General features: G+C 53.0%; 15 protein-coding genes. 10 read left to right on the top strand and 5 right to left on the bottom strand.

All coding sequences use genetic code 11. The features are described 5' to 3' along the window. Positions 1-145: 145 nt before the first annotated feature. Together pbpC and OSC10802_RS0129810 are read right to left on the bottom strand one after the other, a co-directional pair. Positions 146-2,476 carry a penicillin-binding protein 1C gene (gene pbpC / locus OSC10802_RS0129805; protein WP_017720440.1) on the bottom strand — a complete coding sequence of 777 codons (2,331 nt, stop codon included), beginning with the start codon at positions 2,474-2,476 and terminating at the stop codon, positions 146-148. Between the two features lie 570 nt (positions 2,477-3,046). Continuing rightward, positions 3,047-3,334 (bottom strand): hypothetical protein, encoded by a 288-nt coding sequence (locus tag OSC10802_RS0129810; RefSeq protein WP_017720441.1) that lies wholly within the window; start codon positions 3,332-3,334, stop codon positions 3,047-3,049. Between the two features lie 90 nt (positions 3,335-3,424). Here OSC10802_RS0129810 and OSC10802_RS0129815 point away from each other — a divergent pair, with 90 nt between their 5' ends. Continuing rightward, complete coding sequence (locus OSC10802_RS0129815) at positions 3,425-4,426, top strand: IS4 family transposase (protein ID WP_044170133.1); 1,002 nt, start codon at positions 3,425-3,427, stop codon at positions 4,424-4,426. Positions 4,427-4,484: 58 nt separating this feature from the next. Here the strand turns inward: OSC10802_RS0129815 and OSC10802_RS51530 are convergent, their stop codons facing one another. From OSC10802_RS51530 to OSC10802_RS0129825, 3 genes are all read right to left on the bottom strand, one after another. Continuing rightward, on the bottom strand, positions 4,485-4,688 hold the full coding sequence (locus OSC10802_RS51530; protein ID WP_155968578.1) for a hypothetical protein: 204 nt from the start codon (positions 4,686-4,688) through the stop codon (positions 4,485-4,487). After that, on the bottom strand, positions 4,621-7,179 hold the full coding sequence (locus tag OSC10802_RS0129820) for a leucine-rich repeat domain-containing protein (protein WP_017720442.1): 2,559 nt from the start codon (positions 7,177-7,179) through the stop codon (positions 4,621-4,623). Before OSC10802_RS0129820 ends, OSC10802_RS51530 begins: the two co-directional genes overlap by 68 nt. 654 nt (positions 7,180-7,833) lie before the next feature. Continuing rightward, positions 7,834-8,817: an RpnC/YadD family protein gene (locus OSC10802_RS0129825; protein WP_017720443.1), complete on the bottom strand. Its 984-nt coding sequence runs from the start codon at positions 8,815-8,817 to the stop codon at positions 7,834-7,836. A 259-nt stretch (positions 8,818-9,076) separates the two neighbouring features. Between OSC10802_RS0129825 and OSC10802_RS0129830 the strand changes: the two genes are divergently transcribed. The 9 genes from OSC10802_RS0129830 to OSC10802_RS0129875 all read left to right on the top strand — a co-directional run bounded on the left by OSC10802_RS0129830 (position 9,077) and on the right by OSC10802_RS0129875 (position 21,444). Beyond that, on the top strand, positions 9,077-14,809 hold the full coding sequence (locus OSC10802_RS0129830) for an alpha-2-macroglobulin family protein (protein ID WP_198525218.1): 5,733 nt from the start codon (positions 9,077-9,079) through the stop codon (positions 14,807-14,809). Between the two features lie 741 nt (positions 14,810-15,550). After that, entirely contained in the window at positions 15,551-16,018 is a 468-nt protein-coding gene (locus OSC10802_RS55025; protein WP_232731785.1) for a DUF4231 domain-containing protein, read from the top strand. Between the two features lie 197 nt (positions 16,019-16,215). Next, on the top strand, positions 16,216-16,398 hold the full coding sequence (locus tag OSC10802_RS53405) for a hypothetical protein (protein WP_198525219.1): 183 nt from the start codon (positions 16,216-16,218) through the stop codon (positions 16,396-16,398). Between the two features lie 210 nt (positions 16,399-16,608). After that, a complete protein-coding gene (locus OSC10802_RS53410; RefSeq protein ID WP_017720447.1) occupies positions 16,609-16,821 on the top strand; it encodes a hypothetical protein in 213 nt (70 codons plus the stop codon). Between the two features lie 210 nt (positions 16,822-17,031). Then, a complete protein-coding gene (locus OSC10802_RS0129855) occupies positions 17,032-18,063 on the top strand; it encodes an NADP-dependent oxidoreductase (protein ID WP_017720448.1) in 1,032 nt (343 codons plus the stop codon). Between the two features lie 127 nt (positions 18,064-18,190). Continuing rightward, positions 18,191-18,805 carry a hypothetical protein gene (locus OSC10802_RS0129860; RefSeq protein WP_017720449.1) on the top strand — a complete coding sequence of 205 codons (615 nt, stop codon included), beginning with the start codon at positions 18,191-18,193 and terminating at the stop codon, positions 18,803-18,805. A gap of 192 nt (positions 18,806-18,997) precedes the next feature. Then, positions 18,998-19,228 carry a YgiT-type zinc finger protein gene (locus OSC10802_RS0129865; protein ID WP_026098933.1) on the top strand — a complete coding sequence of 77 codons (231 nt, stop codon included), beginning with the start codon at positions 18,998-19,000 and terminating at the stop codon, positions 19,226-19,228. A gap of 135 nt (positions 19,229-19,363) precedes the next feature. Further along, a complete protein-coding gene (locus OSC10802_RS0129870; protein ID WP_017720451.1) occupies positions 19,364-19,828 on the top strand; it encodes a VOC family protein in 465 nt (154 codons plus the stop codon). A 149-nt stretch (positions 19,829-19,977) separates the two neighbouring features. After that, positions 19,978-21,444, top strand: a complete 1,467-nt coding sequence (locus OSC10802_RS0129875; RefSeq protein ID WP_017720452.1) for a DASH family cryptochrome — start codon at positions 19,978-19,980, stop codon at positions 21,442-21,444. Positions 21,445-21,649 lie beyond the last annotated feature (205 nt).

The raw sequence follows: 21,649 nt of genomic DNA on the forward strand, positions 1-21,649 counted from the left end.
AATCTGCCCGGTTTTTTTCCAGCAAAGACGAGAACAGGGGGGGAAAGGGTTTCCATTTTCCCCCCCTCTCCCAGGGCGGGAGAGGGGGGTTAGGGGGGTGAGGGTGAAAACCTTTGCAAAAAGGGTATGCTCCCCTAAATGGGGGTCACTTCTTGCTTTCTCTAATCGAGAAGCCCCGGCGCGTGGGTCTGCTCTCACCTAATTGTACTTGAAAGCGGACCTCATCGCTAATTTCTCCCATTCTCACTTGCAAAGTCCACTCACCGGCAGTCATGGGCCAAAATAGGGAAGGGGATGACTGTGCGGCTAGCTTTTTGCCGTTCAGCCACCACTCCACCGGCGCGGCGGGTGCGCCGGCAAGTTTGAATTCTAAGCGGGAAGATTCTCTCTGGTTGAGCAGGAAATAATCGTCATTTTTAGGAAAAACTATCTTGAGTCCGCGAGAGAATGTGGGGTGCTGCTGCATTGCCAGCCACTCGCTGTACTCTGGGGACAGCTGTTGGCTGCCTGACTGGCGTTCGTAGGCGCTGAGGTCTTCTGGGTAGAAATATTCCCAAACTACTGAGGGGCAATCTGGTGCCGGTCGCCATCCGGTAATCGCGCAGATAGGGCGCTGCGCGAGATTTTTTGGCGGGGGGAAGCGGGCGGGTTCTTGATGTTCGTGGAGGTGCAACATGATGCGGTTCCACAGGGGCGCTGCGCCGGTGACTCCAGAAACTTGCCGCATGGGGTCGCCGTTGAAATTTCCCACCCATGTGGCTACAGTATAGTCGGTGGTGAAGCCGACTGTCCAGGTGTCGCGAAAATCGGAGGAGGTGCCGGTTTTTACGGCGGCTGGGAAGGGTAAATTCAGCACGGACTCGACGCCAAATGCTGCGGCGCGGGCGTGCCGGTCGCTCAATATGTCGGTAATCAGCGCCCAGGTTGCCGGTGAGTCAATTTCTTTGGTTTCCTGGGGTTTGGAGGCGGAGTCTGGCAACCCGAAATGGGTGACAGCCGGCACCGGCTTTCCCTGTCTTGCTAGGGTGAGATAAGCCCTGGCTAGCTCCCACAAACTGACTTCGCCGCTCCCGAGAGTTAAGCCTAGCCCGTAATAGTCGGCGGGATGTTTGAGGTGGTTAAAGCCGAGTTGGTGCAGCCGGTCTAAGAATGTCTGCACGCCGGCTTTTTCCAGCACCCGCACGGCGGGAACGTTGAGGGAGTTGGCCAGGGCCACCCTGACGCGCACCGGCCCTAAAAAGGTTTCTTCATTATAATTGGTTGGGCTGTAAAGTTTTGCGCCGGGGATGGCGTAATGTGCCGGCACATCTGCTAAGATAGTATTGGGGCGAATGATGCGCTTTTCTAAGGCTAATTGATAGAGGAAAGGCTTGAGGGTTGAGCCGGGCTGGCGCAGGGCTTGCACTCCGTCGTTGCGCCCCATTTGCGCTTCGTTAAAGTAATCGGGAGAGCCGGCATAGGCTAAAATTTCGCCGGTGCGGCTGTCGATAACTAAGGCGGCGGCGTGGTGGGCGTTCTTTGGGGCGAGGTCGCGAATGATTTGCTCAATTTGCGCTTCCACAAATTGCTGGAGGGGACGGTCGAGGGTGGTTTTGATCTGGGAGGGGTGCTGTTTTGGCAGTTGGCTGGCTAGCCAGAATAAGAAGTGCGGGGCGGCAATAATTCCCTGCCGGCGAGGTTGGAGAAGTATCTCTTCGGCGAGCTCTCTGTCGGCTTGGTTGCGGGTGATATATTTGTCTTTGACCATGCGGTCGAGGACGTAGGCTTGCCGCTTTTTCAGGGATTGCCAATTGTCGTAAGGGTTGAGGTAGGTGGGGTCATTGGGAAGGGCGGCGAGGACGCTGGCTCGCGCCAGGTTGAGGTCAGCGGCAGGGATGCCGAAATAGGTGCGGGAAGCAGCTTCTACGCCGTAGATGTTGCCTCCCATTGGAAGCCGGTTGATATAGGCGGAAAGGATTTCATCTCTGTTCATGCCGGCGGCGATGCGCCAAGCGAGCCAAATCTCGCGGAATTTGTTAGGTAAGGTGGGGGGGGAGGCGTCTAGCATCCGCGCCAGCTGCATGGTGATGGTGGATGCGCCGGAGACAATTTGTTTGGCTTGCGCTGCTTCCAGGAGGGAGCGGGCGATTGCTCTCATGTCTAGGGGACCGTGGTGATAGAACCGCTGGTCTTCTGCGGCGATTATGGCGCGGATAAAGTGGGGGGAAATCTGGTTGAGGGGAGCGACGGCGGTGTGCTCTTGGTCGCGGGTGAGCAAGGTTCCCAGGGGGAGTCCGTTGCGATCTGTAAATTCGATGGCTTGCCGGTCTTGTGCGATGTCTCTGGCGCGGATGGGTGCGAGATAGGGGAGGGTTCGCACTGTCAGGCAAAGGAGGGCGAAAGTTAGGATAATTTTGCACCGCTGCCGGTTTTTGCGACTCAGCCGGTGCCATGTGCTGTGCTGAATCTGTGTTAGAAGCTGGGGGATGTTTCTCATCTGCTATTTCCTGTGCCGGTGGGTAGTTACTTTATTTTGGCTTAGCTCAAGGTCGAATGCCAACCGGCAGCGTACCGTTTTAGACGTTTTCCTGGGGATTAGCTAGTTTCCTGGCGATTGAAATCGCGGCTATACAAACGAAGCCCGCCTACGCGGGCTAAAGAAACCTGTATTCCCTCTCGCTTGCTAGTTCCCTGGCGATTGAAATCGCGGCTATACAAACGAAGCCCGCCTGCGCGGGCTAAAGAAACCCGTATTCCCTCTCGCTTGCTAGTTCCCTGGCGCTTTCGTCCCCCCCTTTCTTCGTCTTTCCTCGAAAAAAACCGCGCTTTGGAGTGAGAATCTCGATCTACTCTTAGCCCGCGAAGGCGGGCTTTGTCTGTATAGCCGCGATTTCCAATCGCCTGGAACCCCGGCTAATCGCGGAGGAACTAGCTGTAGGTCTAACCCCTCACGGATTCGCCAACAGCTTCTTTCAATCGCCCGGTAGCTTTGGTGTTTTGATGTGAGCCGCCCTTCTTTGCCGGTGAGAGAAGGGCGGTTGCGCAGTCAGACAAAAGCGTATTCAACTCACACTTTGTATTGCTTGGCGTGATAGTCGCACAGCCACAAGTAATGCCCCTCTGGAGTTAAGATTTTCTTCAGACCGCCCCAGTGCTGCTGGGGGTCTTTTTCGTCCAAAAGTTGGCGCAAGGCACGCAGAGCAGCGCCATCGGCATGTTGTGGGTCTAGTTCTGCTGTGTCGCCAATCCCAACTTTGCCGGCTAACTCCAAATCGTCAGAGTCTTTTAATTCAGGCAGCTTGCCGGCCAATTCTTTCATCAAATCTATGTCATCTTTGAACACCGTTTCGTACACAAGTGTTGAATCTTAACAATTCGACATAAAAAAAGCGCCCAAAACGTGCTATGATTTGGGCTACGGTCAAATCAATCGTGTTAATAACCTGTGCTCAACTCATTCTCTAAGATTGTCCAAAATCGTTTGGCTTCTTTGCCTAAAAATGATTATCCTGTCCTTAACACCCGCTTGTTTATGTCCATATGGTTGAGCTATGCAATGGATAAAAGCTTGACCAGTATGAGAGATATATTCAAGCGACTAAATGGAACTGGCTATGAGCTAGATATTTCAACTTTCTCCAAAGCTAATGCGTCCAGAAGTCAAGAGCCATTTCTGAGACTTTATCAACAACTTAATGAGGAAATTTGCCGTCAAAAAAGCCTTCAAAAATATGAGCTGTGTCCTATTGATTCAACTGTCATTACTCTAACGAGTAAATTGCTATGGCTGCAAGAATACTACCAAGTCAAGCTTGTTAGCTCCTTAAATTTAACCACAGGAGTTCCAGAAGAAAACTTAATAAATTTTGGATACGACTCTGACTACAGATATGGAAAAGAGATGTTAGCTAGTTTGCCCCCAAACGGTGTAGGGGTAATGGATCGGGGCTTTTCTAGTTTAAAATTTTTACGGCTCGCCCAGCAGTCAAACAAGTATTTTGTCTTGCGCATACCTAACAACTACAAACTTCAATTTTCTGAAAATAAGGGGCAGTTTCTAGTTGGGACAGGCAAGGACTCAGGAATATATAGAGTTGTTAACTTTTGCGATCTTGAAAAGCGTGCTGAGTATAGATTGGCCACCAATTTGGAGCGGGCCGAAGTCTCCGATGAAGAGCTTATGGAAATCTACAAATATAGGTGGCACATAGAGTTGCTATGGAAGTTTCTTAAAATGCACCTTAAGTTGGATAAGCTGATTACTAAAAATGTAAATGGTATAGCTATACAAATTTATGTTTCGCTGATAGCTTACCTGATATTAAAGATAGTAGATATTCCTAAAGAATGGGGGACTACGCTACTAGATAAACTCCGCTATCTTCAATGTTGTATGTGTCAAGAAATCAGCTATGTCCACTGGATAGAACGACTTCTCTCTGGCTAAGCATTTTTACTCAGGGCAGGATAAATGTAAGCTAAAATGTAAAGTTTTGTGACAGAATTCAACACTTGTGCGTTTCGTATTCTTTGATATCTAGCACGTCCAGCCACGGGCCAACCAGAGGTGCGGCATATTTCAACACCCCGACTAACCGGCGGATATAGGGTGCCGTTACTTTCAGCCACTTGGCAGGGTCATCAATTTCGTAATGACCGCCTTCTTGGGTGGGATGCCAGCAGCCCGGCGCTTGGCAGTAGAGTTGCAAATCTAACTGCTGTCCCGCGAGCGCTATCTGCCAATTTTTTTTTGCGATCGCGCGGGCGCAGGACAAAGACGTTAGGGCAGTGAGAATCAATTTTTGCTTGTTCGCGGCGGAACTCATTGGTAAATTGCCGCTGCACCAGCTCTCGCAGATTTATTAACTCATCAATAATAGCCTCGTTTCCTTTAACAATCGTTGTTCTCAAGTCTGCCTGTCCCTCAACAAGTGTTGTTTCCAAATTTTCAATCCGCTTCAAAACAGCATCCTGCGTACTCCAGTCCAAGCCATACAGGAGTTCTGTTACTGATACATCTTCCATCGCCTCTGTACATTCAATTTTGTCCTTCTTTCTTTCAACTCGCTTCAGCAATTGCTGATAGTCGAATTCGTGGCGGCACGGCTGGCCGTTGTGGCCTGGACAAGGAATCTTGCGCTCGACCTGCAATCCTGGAAACCGCTTCAAAAGTACCTCGACGCCATCCTGAAGCAAGGCAAAGAAGTTGTGCGGGTGCTGTCCCCGGACTGTCAGCTGGAGATAGCGGTCGTGGGGAAAGGCTCGCACTAATGCCAGATGTTTTTGCTCAGTTTCGTAGGCAAAAAGGGCACCGGTGCGCCAGTGGGTGCGGGTGGTGAAGCGGTGCTGGCGGGCGATGAACCAGGTGGGGATGCCGGCGGGAATCGTATTGAGTTTGAACCTCATCGAGATTTCCTGGCAGCTGTCCGTTTGTGTGATTTTGCTCCATTTCTGTTCGTAATTTGGGGCTTCTAGGGGCAGGCGCTCCACAACGAGACTGATATCTCTGTTTTCCAGAGTTCGGTAGGAAAGGTCAAAGCGCTCCATCAGGCGCAGGAAATGCTCTCGCATATCTGGTGCGAGGTCATGCCAAAGTTCATTCATGCACTCGCGGGTAAAAATCCCGTTTTCCTGTATCACTTTTTCGCTTTCCAAAACTTTGCTGATGTATTCAGTCACCCACTGGGGCTTGAGGATAACAAGGTCGCTGAGTTCTTCACTGTTCTGGAAATAAAGAATTTCGCCCAATTCATGGAGCCATTGCCCCAGCACCGGCGTGCCCCTCTCGTCAACCCCCTTTTCGGCCATGATGCCGTACAATTGTTGCGGGGTGACGTGTTTTTCGGGTTGAGAGCGGAGGGCACTGGCGGCATTCAGCCAGGTGGTCGGCCAAATTTCACCCATCAAAGGCAACTTGGCAGCAGCTTCCGCAATCGCCAGCCGCAGCGCATTGATGCCTTTACCTGTTTTACTGCTGATTTCGCACTGACCGAGAATCTGGGGGTACTTGTCGCGTAACTCGCTAAGGGGAAGGTCGGCGTCTCGCTCGTCGATGTGGGTGGCGACGAGCAAAATGGGCGAGTCGGGAGCGAGTGCTTGGATGGTGTCGAGCCAATAGTAAAGTTTGCCTTGTTGAAATCCATACCGGGCATTCCAGGCTAGCAGGAAAAGCGAGCGGTTGGTGAGAAAGAATTGATGGGTGGCGTGATAGATTTCTTGCCCCCCAAAGTCCCAGGTGTTGAGCTGCATCGTAACATCCGAGCGGGTGGGATGAGCCACTTCCAGTGTCTGGAGTTCAATGCCGTGGGTGGTTGATTCCTGAGTGTTGAAGGGTTCGCCGCGCAGGGCACGCAACAGTGAAGTCTTGCCAACACCCCCTTCGCCCACCACCAGAAGTTTGGAAACCCACTGCGGCTGGCTGTCCTGCAAACGCTCCTGAAGATACGTTAAAATCGCCTCTGTTCCCTGCTCTACAATTTCAGGCGGCGGAGAAGTCAGTGGATTGTCGTCGATGTTTAAATATTCCAGGTTAGTCAGCCCGCCGATTTCCGCCGGCAGCTCCGTCAGTTGATTGCCCCTGAGGTATAGCTCTGTCAGGCTAGTCAGCCTGCCGATTTCCGCCGGCAGCTTTGTCAGTTTATTGTAGCTGAGGTATAGCCCTGTCAGGTTAGTCAGCCTGCCGATTTCCGCCGGCAGCCCCGTCAGTTTATTGAAGAGGAGTTTTAGCTGTGTCAGGTTAGTCAGCTTGCCGATTTCCGCCGGCAGCCCCGTCAGTTCATTGCCGCCGAGGTCTAGCTCTGTCAGGTTAATCAGCCGGACGATTTCCGCCGGCAGCTCCGTCAGTTGATTGTCGCTGAGGTTTAGCTCTGTCAGGTTAGTCAGCCCGCCGATTTCCGCCGGCAGCCCCGTCAGTTGATTGCCCCTGAGGTCTAGCCGTGTCAGGTTAGTCAGCCCGCCGATTTCCGCCGGCAGCCCCGTCAGTTGATTGCCCCTGAGGTCTAGCCGTGTCAGGTTAGTCAGGCTGCCGATTTCCGTCGGCAGCTCCGTCAGTTGATTGCCGCTGAGGTCTAGCCATGTCAGTTTACTCAGCCCGCCGATTTCCGCCGGCAGCTTTGTCAGCCAATTGTTTGAGAGGTCAAGGGATGTTACCCTATCCTTGGCAGCTTGTTCAATAATTTGCAGCAGTTTTTCATTCGTCATCAATTTACCTCACCGGCGTTTCTTCGGGTTAACGGTGGAGTCTCGCGCACCTGTCATCTAGCTGACTTGGTGCCGAAATAATACGGTTTCTCCTGTCCCTAATTCAGTTTCAATTTGACAGACTGCGCCCGGATGAACGCCTGGGAGTGGCCATCTCCCAATCGCTGCCCCGGATGGGTGACTCTTGACAGGGCAATCTGTCTCTTATTAGAGTGATTTTCACACCTTACCATTAACTCCCTGTCTTGTCAAGTAACTCTGGATTGCTGGAGATCGGGGCGGGACAATGCCACAGAGCGGGGCGCAGAGGCGGAGTGCGGGCGGGGGAAACCATTAGTGTCAACTTAAGCTGTGTCCCGCAGTCTCCCGGCGGTTGTAGACGCCCTTGGCGGCTTCCCGCAGGGTAACCGCAGCTATACAGACGAAACCCGCCTACGCGGGTTTTAAGGTTCTTGCTCTTCTCTTAGCCCGCGCAGGCGGGCTTTGTTTGTCGCAGTGAATTTCAATCGCCAGGAACCTAGCAATAGACGCGATTTCTAATCACCCGTATATTAACACAAGTGACATGAACCTGTGCTAAAGCGCCCGCACAAAAAGGGGCGGTCGCCCTTGGGGACAGAGGCGACCGCCCAGTTCTATCAAGACTGCCGGGTTTCAGGCTGAACCGGCTCCCCCCTCGGAGAGAGCCTGCTCAATGAGCTGCTGGAATTCGGCGAGCGAGCCAATGGTAATTGCCCGCTTATGAAGCCTTTTCAGCAGAGCCGCATCCTTCAGCTGATTAATGACATCGCTCAGCTCAGTGGGGACGCTTTCAAACCGAGTCTCCAAGACTTCGATAACAGCCTCTCGACCCATTTCTAGGATGCCTTCTTGGATGCCATCTTCCCGTGCTATACGCTCAAAAGGTGCGACAAACGGCATTTTGTTTTCCTCCTCGTAAACTCTGACCTGTTCTTGAAAGGAACGCTCCAACTCTTCTGGGAGCGCCATCATCCAGTTGATTAACCGGAATAGCTCCAGGATATCTTGCCGGTTGTAGCCCCGCTGGTAGAGGCTCTTGGCTACCCTCAGTTTCCATTGTAAGCGTTCCTCAGGCTGCCGGCGCGTGGCTTGAGTTTTCAGGTGCGCCATCACGAGCGCAGCAAAGGGATTGCTGCTTTGCTCCAGCACCGACCACTGGGCTTCGTAATCTAACAGTTTCACCACGGGAAACTGCAAACCTGTCCGGCTTCCCCAAAGCTCGTACTCAAATCGGTTGGGACGCCAGGACGCCTGCTCATCGGCCAAAACGACTAAGGTCGCCACCGGCAGCTGGTAGCGGTCAAATAGCCGGTAGTTGTAAACATACATCCGCTGGGCAAACTCTGACTCCACTTGGCTCTGCACTTCTACATGCACCAGCACCAAGCTTTCAAAGCCGTCTGAACGCCAGACTCTCACCAGTTTATCCGCCAGACGCCGGCCCAGTTCGGCATCTCGCACGACTTGCTGGAGTTCGGTATCGAGAAATTCACAGCCCCTCTCCCAGTTTATGTTAGCGTGAGCTAGGGGGAAAAAGAAGGCCATGAACGCTTCAAAGTAGCGGTCGAGCGCCTCTTTCCAGGGACTGTCATAATCTGCAGGGGGTTGATTGGTCATAGACTGTTGGACTTGCCGGCTCTAGCGCGGGGTTTCCTTATTATTGTACTGGCAAAATATGGGGAGAGTGTGGGGGGAGTCCGTCTCAAATATTAAGAAAAATTAAAATCACTTGCAGACGGAAAAATCTGCGCTTTAATAAAGATATGCCCGTCTCAGATGGCGGGAGACATAGTAGAGGAGTTGTGTCACTCCGATCGGGCTGCGTGTGGGGCGGGACGCAAGCGACCGCCCAGGTAAATTAGCTGTGAGGAAAGACATGGGTCTAATCGTCAAAAGTTGGATGAGGTTCCTGCTCATCCTGACACTCGTATGGGGGATAGCCGGCTGCGGTTCGCTGAACAAAGTGGAACAATTGCCGCCGGTTGCGCCTCTCGCTACGCCGCAACTGCCAGACTGGATTGAGCAAATCAGTCCCACCGGCTCTGCGGAACCTCTCGCCCAGATCCGGATTCGCTTTAAAGACGCTCTAATTCCGGTGGAGAGTCTGGACAGTCCGGAACAGCAGGCCAAATTAAAGCAGTTTGAGATTCAACCGGCACTTCCCGGTCAATTTCGATTTTTGACCCCGCGCATGGTGGGCTTTCAACCGGAAAGAGCGCTGCCTAAAGCCACCCGAATCCAAATCACCCTGAAAGCCGGTTTAGAAGACCTGAAAAATCACCGGCTCGCCCAGGATTTTGCGTGGACATTCAACACTGAACCCATCAAGCTGACCAATTTGCCGGCCACTAAGAAAAGTCCCTATGCTGACCCAGAACCCATCGACCTAAAGCCCACACTGAAATTCACCTCCAATGTCGAGCTGGATCTGGCTTCGGTGGCGGAGCATTTGAAGCTAGTGCCGGCGGGCGGGACTTCGGCAGTGGGGCTGGATGTCGCCCCGGAAAAAGCAGAGGAACAGAACCGTAAAGGCGCGGAACCCGCGCCTGACCCGGAGTCAAAATTTGACCCTTCTGCTCGCCCCTGGAATTATACCATAGTTCCCCGGCAAAGTCTAGAAAAAGGGACTCGTTACCGCTTGGAATTTTCCCCCGGTGTGCGTCCCGCCCGTGGCAATCTGCCAACTGAAAATACTTTTGCCAGCGAGGTGGAAACTTATGCGCCGCTGGCCTTTAAGGAAATCAAGTATGTGGGACAGCCCGATGCGGGGGGAGCCTACGGACGGTTTGTTAAAGGCAGCGCCCTGCTGCAATTTAATAACGGGCTGGTAGCGGATTCCGTACTTCAGAATATTGCCGTTACCCCTGCGCCCAAAAAGGAGCCGCGACTTGTGGGAGCGGTTGAAAACCAAAGCGCTGTCACTCTTAACCCTTGGGCGTTAGAACCGGCAACCACTTACACCATTACCATCGGTGCCAACCTGAAAGACAAGTTCGGGCAAACCTTGGGCAAGCCAGTTACGGTGAAATACGAAACCGGCGATGTGGCGGCGGACATCTGGGCCCCCGAAGGCTTGAATATTTTCCCCGCCGGCAAAGACTTGCAGCTAAATATTTCGGCGGTCAATCTGCCAGACTCCCAGTATAAAGCCGGCTTCAAGGTTGTGCAGCCGGCAGATTTAGTCTATACCAACTCCGCCTATCCCAGAGAAGGGGAGTATAATTTACTCCCCAATACCGCTGACTGGCAATCTGTCCGGGTATCGGGCAAGAAAAATCAGTCCGCAGAAATGGCAGTCCCCTTGCGGGAAAAGCTGAATTCCCCCACTGGGATGCTCGCTTATGGCGTGCGGGCGCGAACCAATCGCTACCAGGAGAATGGGCTGGAAAAGTGGCGCGAACCGGCATTTTACGGGATGGTGCAGTTAACTAATTTGGGAGTGTTCGCCCAGTGGTTTCCAGAGTCGGGGCTGGTTCGAGTGCACCACCTCTCCGACGGTTCGCCAGCAGCCGGTGCGCCGGTGGAGATCTATCAATCCAAACTGGAGGCGAAATCTCAACCCAAACCCGCCCCTTGCGCCACCGGCAAAACCGACAAAACCGGCACCCTGCTGCTGAGACGCCAGGATTTGCAGCAGTGTCTGAACAGTCAGAGTGCGGAAAAACCCCCAGAATTGCTAGTCATTGCCCGTGAGAGCAAAGATTGGGCATTCGCCCGCACTCAGGAGTACAGCGGCGCTTATGGCTACGGCATTTATGCCGGCTGGGATGGTGACAAGCCACAATCGCGGGGCACAATTTTCTCCGACCGGCAGCTTTACCAGCCCGGAGAAACAGCCTGGCTCACCGGCGCTGCTTACTACCTGCAAAATGGCACCCTCAAGCAGGACAAAAATGTCCGCTACACAGTTACCCTGGAAAGCCCAGATGGCAGCAAAACTAATTTGGGCGCTCAGACGACGAACGACTTTGGCACCTTTTCCCTAGAAGTGCCGGTGAAACCCAACCAGCCGCTCGGCTACTATTCTGTCCGGGCAAAGGGAGATAGCGGAGCCGAAATTACAGGGCAATTCCGCGTCGCTGAGTTCAAGCCGCCCAATTTCAAGGTAGAGTTAAGCCTTGACAAACAATTCGCCCTGCGCGATGATAAAGTTGAGGCTAAAGCCAAAAGCACTTACCTGTTTGGAGCGCCGGTGGAAGGAGGAAAAGTTAAATACTACGTCACCCGCAACAAGACTCAATTCACCCCGAAGGGGTGGGATAAATTCTCCTTTGGCCGGCAGTGGTTTTGGCCAGAGGAAGAACCTTCTGTTTCCAGCGATGTCCTGCAGCAGAATCAGGTGCTGGACGCCAGCGGTCAGGACAGTCTAACCGTAACTGCCGGCAAGGATTTGCCCTACCCGATGGTGTATCGGGTGGATGCGGAAGTCTCAGATGTGTCTAATCTGTCGGTGGCGAATTCCCAGACCTTTACCGCACTGCCTAGCGATCGCCTGATTGGGTTGCAAAGCAATTTTGTCGCCGATGCCGGCAAACCTTTTCCCATTCAAGTCACCGTCACCGATCCGGCAGGAAATGCGATCGAAGGTGAGCGGGTGCGCGTGGAGCTGCAAAAGATGGATTACAGCCGCGTCACGCAGGTGGTAGAAGGGAGCCAAAATCCTCGAAATCAGGTCGAATACAAGACTGTGGCGCAAGCGGAGGTGAAATCCGGCAAGAGTCCCCAAACTGTCTCGCTCAACCCCCCGGAAGCAGGCTCCTACCGCATCCGGGCCAACTTTGCCGGTGCCAAAGATGAGATAACCGCCACTGATTTGCAAATCTGGGCGACGGGCGAAAGTGCGGTTTCTTGGGGGCGGCGGGGCGACAGCGATCGCCTGGAAATCAAGCTAGACAGAGACACCTACAAACCGGGCGAAACTGCCACCGCGCTGATTCAGTCGCCCTACCCAGAAGCGGAGCTGTACTTTGCAGTTGTGCGCGATAAAACTCTCTACCGGACGATTGCAAAAGTTAAGGGAGGTGCGCCCCAGATTGAGTTCCAAGTCACCCCAGAAATGCTGCCGAACGCAGCAGTGGAAGCTGTATTGGTGCGACAGGGCGCTCCTTTGGCTAAGGTGGAGCCGGGAAGTCTGGAAAACTTGGCGCGGATTGGCTTTGCTCCTTTCAAAACCAGTTTGGACGAGAAGTATTTAAAGGTCAAAGTCACGCCCGATAAAACAGAATTGCAGCCCCGTGCTGAGGAGACGGTGCAGCTGGAATTGAAGGACGAGCGGGGGAACCCAATCAAGGGACAGTTCACCGTTATGGTGGTGAATGAGGCGGTGCTGCAACTGAGTGGCTATCGCCCGCCGGATTTGGTGGAAACGGTTTATGCTGAGCAGTCGATTTCTACTCGTTTTGGCGATAACCGCGCTGATGTGGTGCTGCAACCCCTCGCCTCGCCGGTGCAAAAAGGTTGGGGTTATGACGGCGGGCTTTCATCGGGCGCTGCCAACACTCGCATCCGCAAGGATTTTCAAGCTTTGGCTTACTATAATGGCTCGGTTATTGCCGACGCTAAGGGGCGGGCTAGTGTTCGCTTTAAACTGCCCGACGATTTGACGACTTGGCGGGTGATGGCGGTTGCGGCGAGTGGGGATATGCGGTTTGGAAATGGGGATGCGACATTGATCTCCACTAAACCTTTGATGTCTAATCCGGTGCTGCCGCAGTTCGCTCGTCCGGGCGACGTTCTGCAAGCAGGTCTGTCTGTAACGAACACTACCGGGCAAAAAGGAAATCTGGCGATTAATGGCGAGGTTAGCGGTGCGGTGAAGTTTGAAAAGAACCAGAACCGCCAGAATTTGCAAACGCAGGCGGAAGCCGGCACCCGCGCTTATCGCTTTCCAATGGTGGCGGCTAGCAAGGGTGAGGGTAAGGTGCGGTTTGTCACCCAACTGAATGGGACAGCTGACGCTTTTGAAGTGACTCTGCCGGTGAAGCCGCTAGATGTTGCCGAACAAGTCGTCGAAACCGGCACAACTGACAGTCAGGTCAAGATTCCCCTGAATGTCAGCAAAAATGTTGTGCCAGACACCGGCGGGTTGGAGGTTTCTCTCGCCAGCACGTTAATTCCGGAGATTGCGGCACCGGCACGGCAGGTGTTTGAAGAGGATGACTTGCCTTTCCTAGAGCCGGCAGCGAGCCAGCTGGCCATTGCAGCTAACCTGCAAATTATGGGCAAACAGTACAAGCAGACATTTGCTGATTTCAACACCACCGAACAGGCTGCCCAGTCTTTCAATTGGCTGCAAAAACTCCAGCTGCCAGACGGCGGTTTTGCCGCATGGCCAGGGCAAGAGAAATCTGACCCGTTTGTCACTCCCTACGCGGCGGAAAGCCTTGCCAGAGCGAAGGCTGCCGGTTTGGCAGTTGATTCTGGGATGGTTTCTCGCGTGACTGCCTACTTGAAGAACATTCTGGCTGACCCCGGAAAATATGAGTTTTGCGACCAATTGTGCAAGACTCAGGTGCGGCTGGGGGCGCTGATGGCGCTGGCAGAACTCGGAGAGAAGCGCAATGATTTCCTGGCAGACATTTACGCGCAGCGGGAGCAATTCGATGCGGTAACTCAGATTAAATTGGCGCGTTACTTATCTCAGTTCCCAGAGTGGCAGGATGAGTCAAGAACGCTGTTCAAGCAGCTGCAGGAGACTGTAAATGAGACGGGGCGCTCGGCTGCGGTGAATCTGCCGCAAGGCTGGCGGTGGATAAGCTCGCGCACGACGGCTCAAGCTCAAGTGCTGCGTCTCGCGCTCGCGCAAAAGAGCAAACCGGAAGTCACCGACCGGCTGTTGGAAGGGCTGCTAAATCTGCGGCGGAAGGGCACTTGGGGCAGCACTTACGATAACGCCGAAGCGCTCAACGCTCTGGTGGAATACAGCAAAACGGAGTCAGCGCCGCCGAACTTTACTGCTGCGGTGAAACTTGCCGGCAAGCAGTTAGAGTCAGCTCAGTTTAAGGGGTACGAAAACCCCAGCCTGTCTCTGAATGTGGGGATGACGCAGTTGCCTCGCGGCAGCAGTGACTTACTCCTCCAGAAATCCGGGAAGGGCACGCTGCACTATCTGGTGGCGTATCGCTATCGCTTGCAGGGAAATCAGCCGGGCCGGTTTAATGGGTTGCGGGTGTCGCGAGAAATCCGCCCTGCGAATGAGGAAAAAGTGCTGGGCCGGCAAGAGCTTCGCGCTCCCGACCAGCCCCTGACTGTGGGCAGCGGGCAGGTGTTTGATATTGGGTTGGAAATTGTTACCGACCGTCCTGTGGATCGGGTGGTGATTGCTGACCCGCTGCCGGCAGGTTTTGAGGCGGTGGATGAGAGTTTCCAAACCTCCACACCGGCAGTGCAGGCGCAGGCAAATCGCTGGCAAATTGGCTATCAAACGATTTATCGCGATCGCGTGGTAGCTTATGCCGACCGTTTGGAGCCGGGAGTTTATACTTTGCACTATCTCGTGCGTTCGGTTACGCCAGGAACATTCCTGTGGCCAGGTGCGGACGCGCATTTACAGTACGCTCCTGAGGAGTTTGGGCGTTCTGCTTCGACTACTTTGGTGGTGAAAGAGTGAGGCGATAGGAAACCCCAATAGCACAAACCCGGTTTTTTGAAAAGCCGGGTTTTTTTCTTGGTGAACTTGCCTCCGGCTGTATCCCTGGACGGGCGCAATTGGCCCGCCCCTACAGCCAGGGAACGAGGTGAGAACCCGAGCAAAAGTGACTGGCGGAGGGGTACCCGCACCCGGTTGGGGGGACTGTCCTATATAGGGAGATTCAAAGCTTAGATGTGTTGGCCCTGGCGGGGCTGACCAGAATCCAGCTAGAATCTATTGACAGCTTTTTCCTTTTGGCTTATAATTCTGAATGATGGCCAAAAAGTTCCCGCGGTCGCCGAATTACAGTCGCGAGTGGGGAGAGAGCGGTTTGTCCGCTAAACTGGCTGCATTTTTACCCCTTAGAGAATCGAGAAGGCAACAATGAGCAGTTCCGAAATGGCCTCTACGGAGGAGAAAATACCGACAGAGATTTACGGTCCGAGTCAAGCACTGCTGCTTTTACTGAAAGTAGCAGAGTATCTATTTCTGACCGCTTTTGTCTGTTCAGGCATCCTTGCAATCCTTGTTCCAACCGAGCAAAGAAATCCCCCATCAATAGCTATTTCTCTAGCGGGATTTATTTTTTTCTTTCTCCTAAACAGAGAAGTGGTAAAATCCGCAAACAGTGAGTTGGATATTAAGCGAAAAGCAGAGTTATATCTGGCCAAAACTAACCCATCCGCGAATAACTCGATAACCCTAGGGAGAGAAAAGGCTTTGCAGTATTGCCAAGAATTGATTGACGATTACAAGAGAACTCGCAGTCAATCGCGGAATATTTACTACACTTTGCAACTCTCGACCATCTTCTTCTCTGGGGTAACACCAATTCTAGTCCTGGTAGACAAATTGCTAGTCGGTCAAAATTGGCTGAAGTGGCTTCCTGTCATCTGTCCGGCCATTGCCTCTATCGTTGCCAGTATGGTCTCCTCTTTTCCCTTTCAGGAAAATTGGATTTCTGCCAACACGATTGTTGAGCTGTTAGAGGCTGAGCAAGAGAAATTTGTCTTGGGAGTGACTCCGCTTTATCGTTCCTACGATTCCTCCGATACCGCCGAAGAAGACCAAAAGGCCAAGCAAGCCATCGAAAACTTTATTGTTCAGGTGAATAATATTCACCTCAAGCAATTGCAAGAATCAAAAAATACGATGCCACAGGAGGAACAGTCAGAGAAATCTAGCTAGCGGGGCGGGTCATGCTGGCCCTAAGCTTAGGATGATTGTTCCAAACGGATAAGAGGAGAGAGGCGAGGATCGCTTGCCTCTCTCCATCACAGGGTTTACTTTTTGCTTTCCCTACCGTTAGGCTACAAAATTATGACTGGCTGGTGCTCGCCGGCGATTGCAGAGGAATAACTTTAGAACTTTAGGAGGAATGAGTGTTGATGCTTGCGCTAGATTTAGAACAAAAGCGTCCTTCCCAGGAGGATGTGCAGCAGATGTGGGGCGAATTGCAGGTAACACCTCTGCCATTCCAACATCCAGCCCTTGACGAACTGTTGGAGCGGTTGCGGGCAATTTACGTTAATGGCGGTGCCGAGTTCGCACGGTTTCAGCTGTCGTAACACCCGGTTTTCCAGTGGTTCTGCTCTCAGAAAAAGCTGCCTAAAATTAGCTTTTTTGACCGCTTCCTAACCGCACCGGCAGCCGCCAGCGCTTTGCCCTCACTGTCAATTCAAAATCCACTCCCTTCCCCGCTCAATTTAAAAGAAGATACTAGCGCCTTTACCTTTGACGGGGAGTTGGCAAAGGTTCTGGTGCGGGGCTGAGCTTATATGAGCTACCAGGGTACTGCAGTCGAGGCGAAGGCGATTGGAGTGCGATTTTGTGACGCTCTTTTTGGCCCGCGATACGACGAAATCAAAATGTATATTTCTTATGATGCTTGGTCGCCTTGGTTTGGGAACGTTGCGTGGGATGTTACATGGTTTGGGGTTGACAAACGCAACAGCCAGATATGGCTCTTATGCGCCACCGATACGGATTGAGAGCTACGGTGCTGTTGGCCAGCATGTAGCAATTTACTGAAAGGACTTCTATCAATGTCAAACAATGGTCTGGCTTGTGCTAAAATAGCTGAATATGAAGGCTGTTGCCGCCGGCATTGAGAGAGCCAGCCCCTGGCCTGCGTTCGAGACAGGCACTTAGGATGAGCCAAGCCGCTCTTCCGGAGAAAATTACGCGCGAAGGAGAAACCCATGACAAGAACGATCAACCGGCAGTTTTGTTTAGTTTCCCGTCCTGTAGGGGAGATAAAGGACACCGATTTGGAGTACCGGGAGGTGCCGGTTCCAACCCCTAAAGATGGGGAGGTGCTGGTACGCACTATCTATCTGTCGCTCGACCCTACCAATCGCATTTGGATGAGCGATAGGCCGCAGTACATGCGTCCCGTTGAAGTTGGGGCTGTCATGCGCGGCATCAATTTAGGGGTGGTGGAAGAGTCCAAAAATCCAAACTTTAAACAGGGGGATCTGGTTTCGGGTTTGCTTGGCTGGCAAGATTACGCGATCGCCGAAGGGAATACCGGCGTGTCCATCACGCGACTGCAGCAGCCCCTGTCCGCACCGCTCAGCGCCTATCTGGGAGTGCTGGGACTGACGGGTCACACGGCGTATTTTGGGCTTCTGGACATAGGACAGCCCAAGCAAGGGGAAACTGTTGTCGTGTCGGCGGCTGCCGGTGCGGTTGGTTCCATTGTTGGGCAAATTGCCAAGATTAAAGGCTGCCGTGCAGTGGGGATAGCCGGCTCGGATGAAAAATGCCGGTGGATAGTCGAAGAACTTGGCTTGGATGCGGCGATTAACTATAAAACCGCCGACGTTGCGCAAGCTCTCGCTGAAACTTGCCCGAATGGCATTGACGTGTATTTCGAGAATGTTGGCGGCGCTATCCTTGATGCCGTGCTGGCCAATGTTAATCTGTCCGCGCGGATTGTATTGTGCGGTTTGATTTCAGCTTACAATGCAAAAGAACCAGTGCCAGGGCCGTATAATTTCGGCATGATTCTGATGAAGCGAGTTCGCGTGCAGGGATTCATTGTCAGCGATTATTTTAGCCGGTGGCCGGCGGCTCAAAGTCAACTTTGGCAGTGGCTCGGAGAGGGGAAACTTAAATATGCTGAAGACATTGTGGAGGGCTTGGAAAACGCACCCAAGGCGCTGCGAAAGCTTTTCGACGGGAGCAATCAGGGCAAACTGATCGTTAAAGTCTCAGAGGGACCGAGCTGAAACGTTTGATTTTGGGGAAGCCTCGCGGGTTGCGTTAAGAACTGAGAAACCGGGTTTCTTAAAGAAACCCGGTTTCTGAATCGAAGTCTCTCTTCCCAACCTGAGCCTATCAAAAAGGAATTAATAGATGGAATACGACCGCCTCAAGGCTGCAATAGATTTGTTGCGGGAGGCTGCTAGCCGCCTGCAAAGCATGGTTGAAACGACTCCAGCAGAGAGAGCGAGCAATCTGACCGTCGCTGAAGCGATGGAAACTGTGAAAAAGGCTGTGGCGGAAATGTCAGCTGCTGTTAATCCTCCCCTCACCACTCAGATCCCTCAGGAGTTGCTGGATAAAGCTGAAGCTCTAGGAATTCCGCTAGACGATTTGGAAGTTCGGGTTGCCATTTCTTCTCACCACCCCAGCCAGCTGGCGGGTGTTTTGCAGGAAATTGAAAGTCGGGCTGCTAACATCAAGCGGAGGCGCGAATATTTTCTGGTGCGGCTTCCGGATATGCCGGTTGAGCAGTTGGGGCCAAGAGTGCCGGTTGTCACTGCGGCTGATTTGAAGTGGCCTCAAGAAGCTACCCCACCGGAAGTGATAAATGCCATTAAAGCTAAATACGGCATTGACAAACTGATGCTGCAGCGAACGTCGAGGCCATCTCTGTTTGAGAGGATTAAGGAGGCGAATGAAGCTCTAGCCAAAGCTCAGCCGGCAGAGCCGGTTTCCGACCCGGATGACGACGAGATTCCGTTCTGAAGTGCGGGGTGCCGCACTGCGCACCCCACTTCTGAGTGCTGTGGGCTGCACGGGCAGCCGGCCCCCACACCCAGATGTCGTATAATGGAGAGAGCACTGCTTTCGGCGAACACGCGGTGCGTGAAGTTAAGCTATTGCGCTCTGCGAACCTGATGGCGGTCAATGGATTAATGATTATCAGCGGAGGTAAGTATGTTCAGATGCCAAGTGTGTGGCTCAACCCAAGCCAGCGAAGATTTGGTGAGCAAAGTTTTTCAGATTGATGGCAAGCCGGTTCTGGTTGAGCGGATTCCCGCCAAAATTTGTTGCCGGTGCGGCGAAGTCACATTCAGTCGCGAAACAGCGGAAAAAGTCCGGCTGATGGTGCATGGCGAGGCCAAACCTTTGAGGTCGATTAACATGGATGTTTTTGCTTTTGGATGACTTCTCATAGCAAGGCAATCGCTTTTTTTAATTTCGCCCATACAGCTGAATTGTAGCGTTACGCAGTAACGCACCTCACTGCAGTACCCTTGCTATAGGAAGTATCGCACTAACAGAAGTTATTGGTTTAAAATCATGCTATCTACCCAAAACCCAACCACCGGCATCGCTCCGGGTTGCCTGCGCCGCGTGCACCACATCGCCTTCAACGTGCGCGATCTCCAGGCATCCCGCAACTTTTACGGCAATATCCTGGGTCTGCACGAACTCACCGGCGACGAGGTTCCCACAACCCTGCGAGAATTGGTCGCCGCCGGCAAAGTCAGCAACTTCGTCACCCCAGATGGCACGGTTATCGATTTGTTTTACGAACCGGATCTCGCACCGGCAGACCCAGACCCCAAACGCGCCTTTACCCGCGCCAATCACCTGGCATTCGACATCGACCCGCACTTATTTGACCGCGCTGTTGAGGTGCTGCGACAGCATCAAGTGCCCCTGGATCATGGCCCAGTGACCCGCCCCACCGGACGGGGAATCTACGTCTACGACCCCGATGGCTTTATCATCGAGATTCGCTGCGACCCTCTCGATACTTGACCGGCTGCAGAAACCCGGTTTCTTAAAGAAACCGGGTTTCTCGATGACACCAGCTCCGGTTTGTGGCAAACTGTAAGAAGTGTAAAAACTGCTGCAGCTCCAACTGTCCTGGGGATGCCAGAAAAACCCATTCACTCGAAGAATCCGCCGTGACTGCCAAGCGAATTATCCTCTGGTATCGCAATGACCTGCGGCTCCACGACCACGAGCCCCTCCATGAAGCGATCAAAGCAAAAGCCCAAATCATCCCGCTTTACTGCTTTGATCCGAGGCAATTTGGCCAAACCTCTTTTGGTTTCCCCAAAACCGGCAACTTTCGCGCCCAATTATTGCTGGAAAGTGTTGCTGACCTGCGCCAATCCTTACAAAAACTGGGCAGCAATTTGGTCATTCGCAAAGGCCGTCCAGAAGCTATTATACCACAGATATCCAAACAATTGGGCGCTGATGCTGTCTATTTCCATGAGGAAGTCACCTCAGAAGAGTTGGCGGTAGAAAAAGCTCTCAGCAAAGCGCTGAAGCCGCTGGGTGCCGCGCTCAAATCTTTCTGGGGGCACACGCTCTACCATCCAGACAATTTGCCTTTCGGCATCAGCAATATCCCGGAAGTTTTCACCAACTTTCGCAAGCGAGTTGAGCAATCTTCAGAAGTCGATCCAACTTTCCCAACCCCCAAACGTCTCCCCCCCCTGCCCGAAATTGACACCGGCACCCTCCCGCAACTGGCAGATTTCGGACTTCAGCCACCCGCGCCCGACAAGCGAGCCGCCTTACAATTTAAAGGCGGGGAAACGGCTGGACTGGAAAGAGTCGAGCAATACTTCTGGAAACAAGACCGGCTGAGAGTCTACAAAGACACCCGAAATGGCATGCTCGGCGCGGATTACTCCTCGAAATTTTCGCCGTGGCTGGCACTGGGTTGCCTGTCGCCGCGCTATATCTTCGAGCAAGTCCAAAAATACGAAGAACAGCGGGTTAAAAACGATTCCACATACTGGCTGGTATTCGAGTTGCTGTGGCGGGATTACTTCCGCTTTATCTGCGCCAAGCACGGGAACCGCATTTTTCACCTGTCAGGTCTGCAGGGGGTGCCGATTCCCTGGCAAGAAGACTGGCAGCGATTCGCGCTCTGGAAAGAGGGGAAAACCGGCTTCCCCCTGCTTGATGCTAATATGCGGGAACTGGCCGCCACCGGCTTTATGTCCAATCGAGGCCGGCAAAATGTCGCCAGTTTCCTGACTAAGAACTTAGGCATCAACTGGCAAATGGGGGCTGAGTGGTTTGAGTCTCTGCTGATTGACTATGATGTTTGCAGCAATTGGGGCAACTGGAACTACACTGCCGGTGTGGGCAATGACGCGCGGGGCTTCCGCTTCTTCAACATCCTCAAGCAATCCAAAGATTACGACCCCCAGGGCGAATACGTGAAACACTGGCTTCCCGAACTGGCCAAGGTGCCGGCTGGCAAAGTTAACGAACCGTGGAAATTATTGCCGGTTGAGCAGCAGCGTTTCCAGGTGCGAATTGGTGTTGATTACCCCAATCCTGTGGTAGACTTATTTAAGTCAGCTGAGGCGAATGAAAAGGTTTACAATGCGGCCCTGTCGCGCAAGTAACGCCGGCAGGGAATAAATTACCAGCCTCTCCCTTCGTTCCCAGGGCGCGGGCGACAATCCCCTCGTTACCAGGCGTAATTTAGAGCTACCTGGCGAATGGAATTCGCGGCTAGACAAACGAAGTCCGCCTACCCTACGGGAAGGGCTTCGCCCAACGCAGACTTCAGAATTTCTTGAAACCCGCGCAGGCGGGTTTCGTCTGTGT

Source organism: Kamptonema formosum PCC 10802 (genome assembly GCF_000332335.1).
Taxonomy (GTDB): Bacteria; Cyanobacteriota; Cyanobacteriia; order Cyanobacteriales; family Oscillatoriaceae; genus Oscillatoria.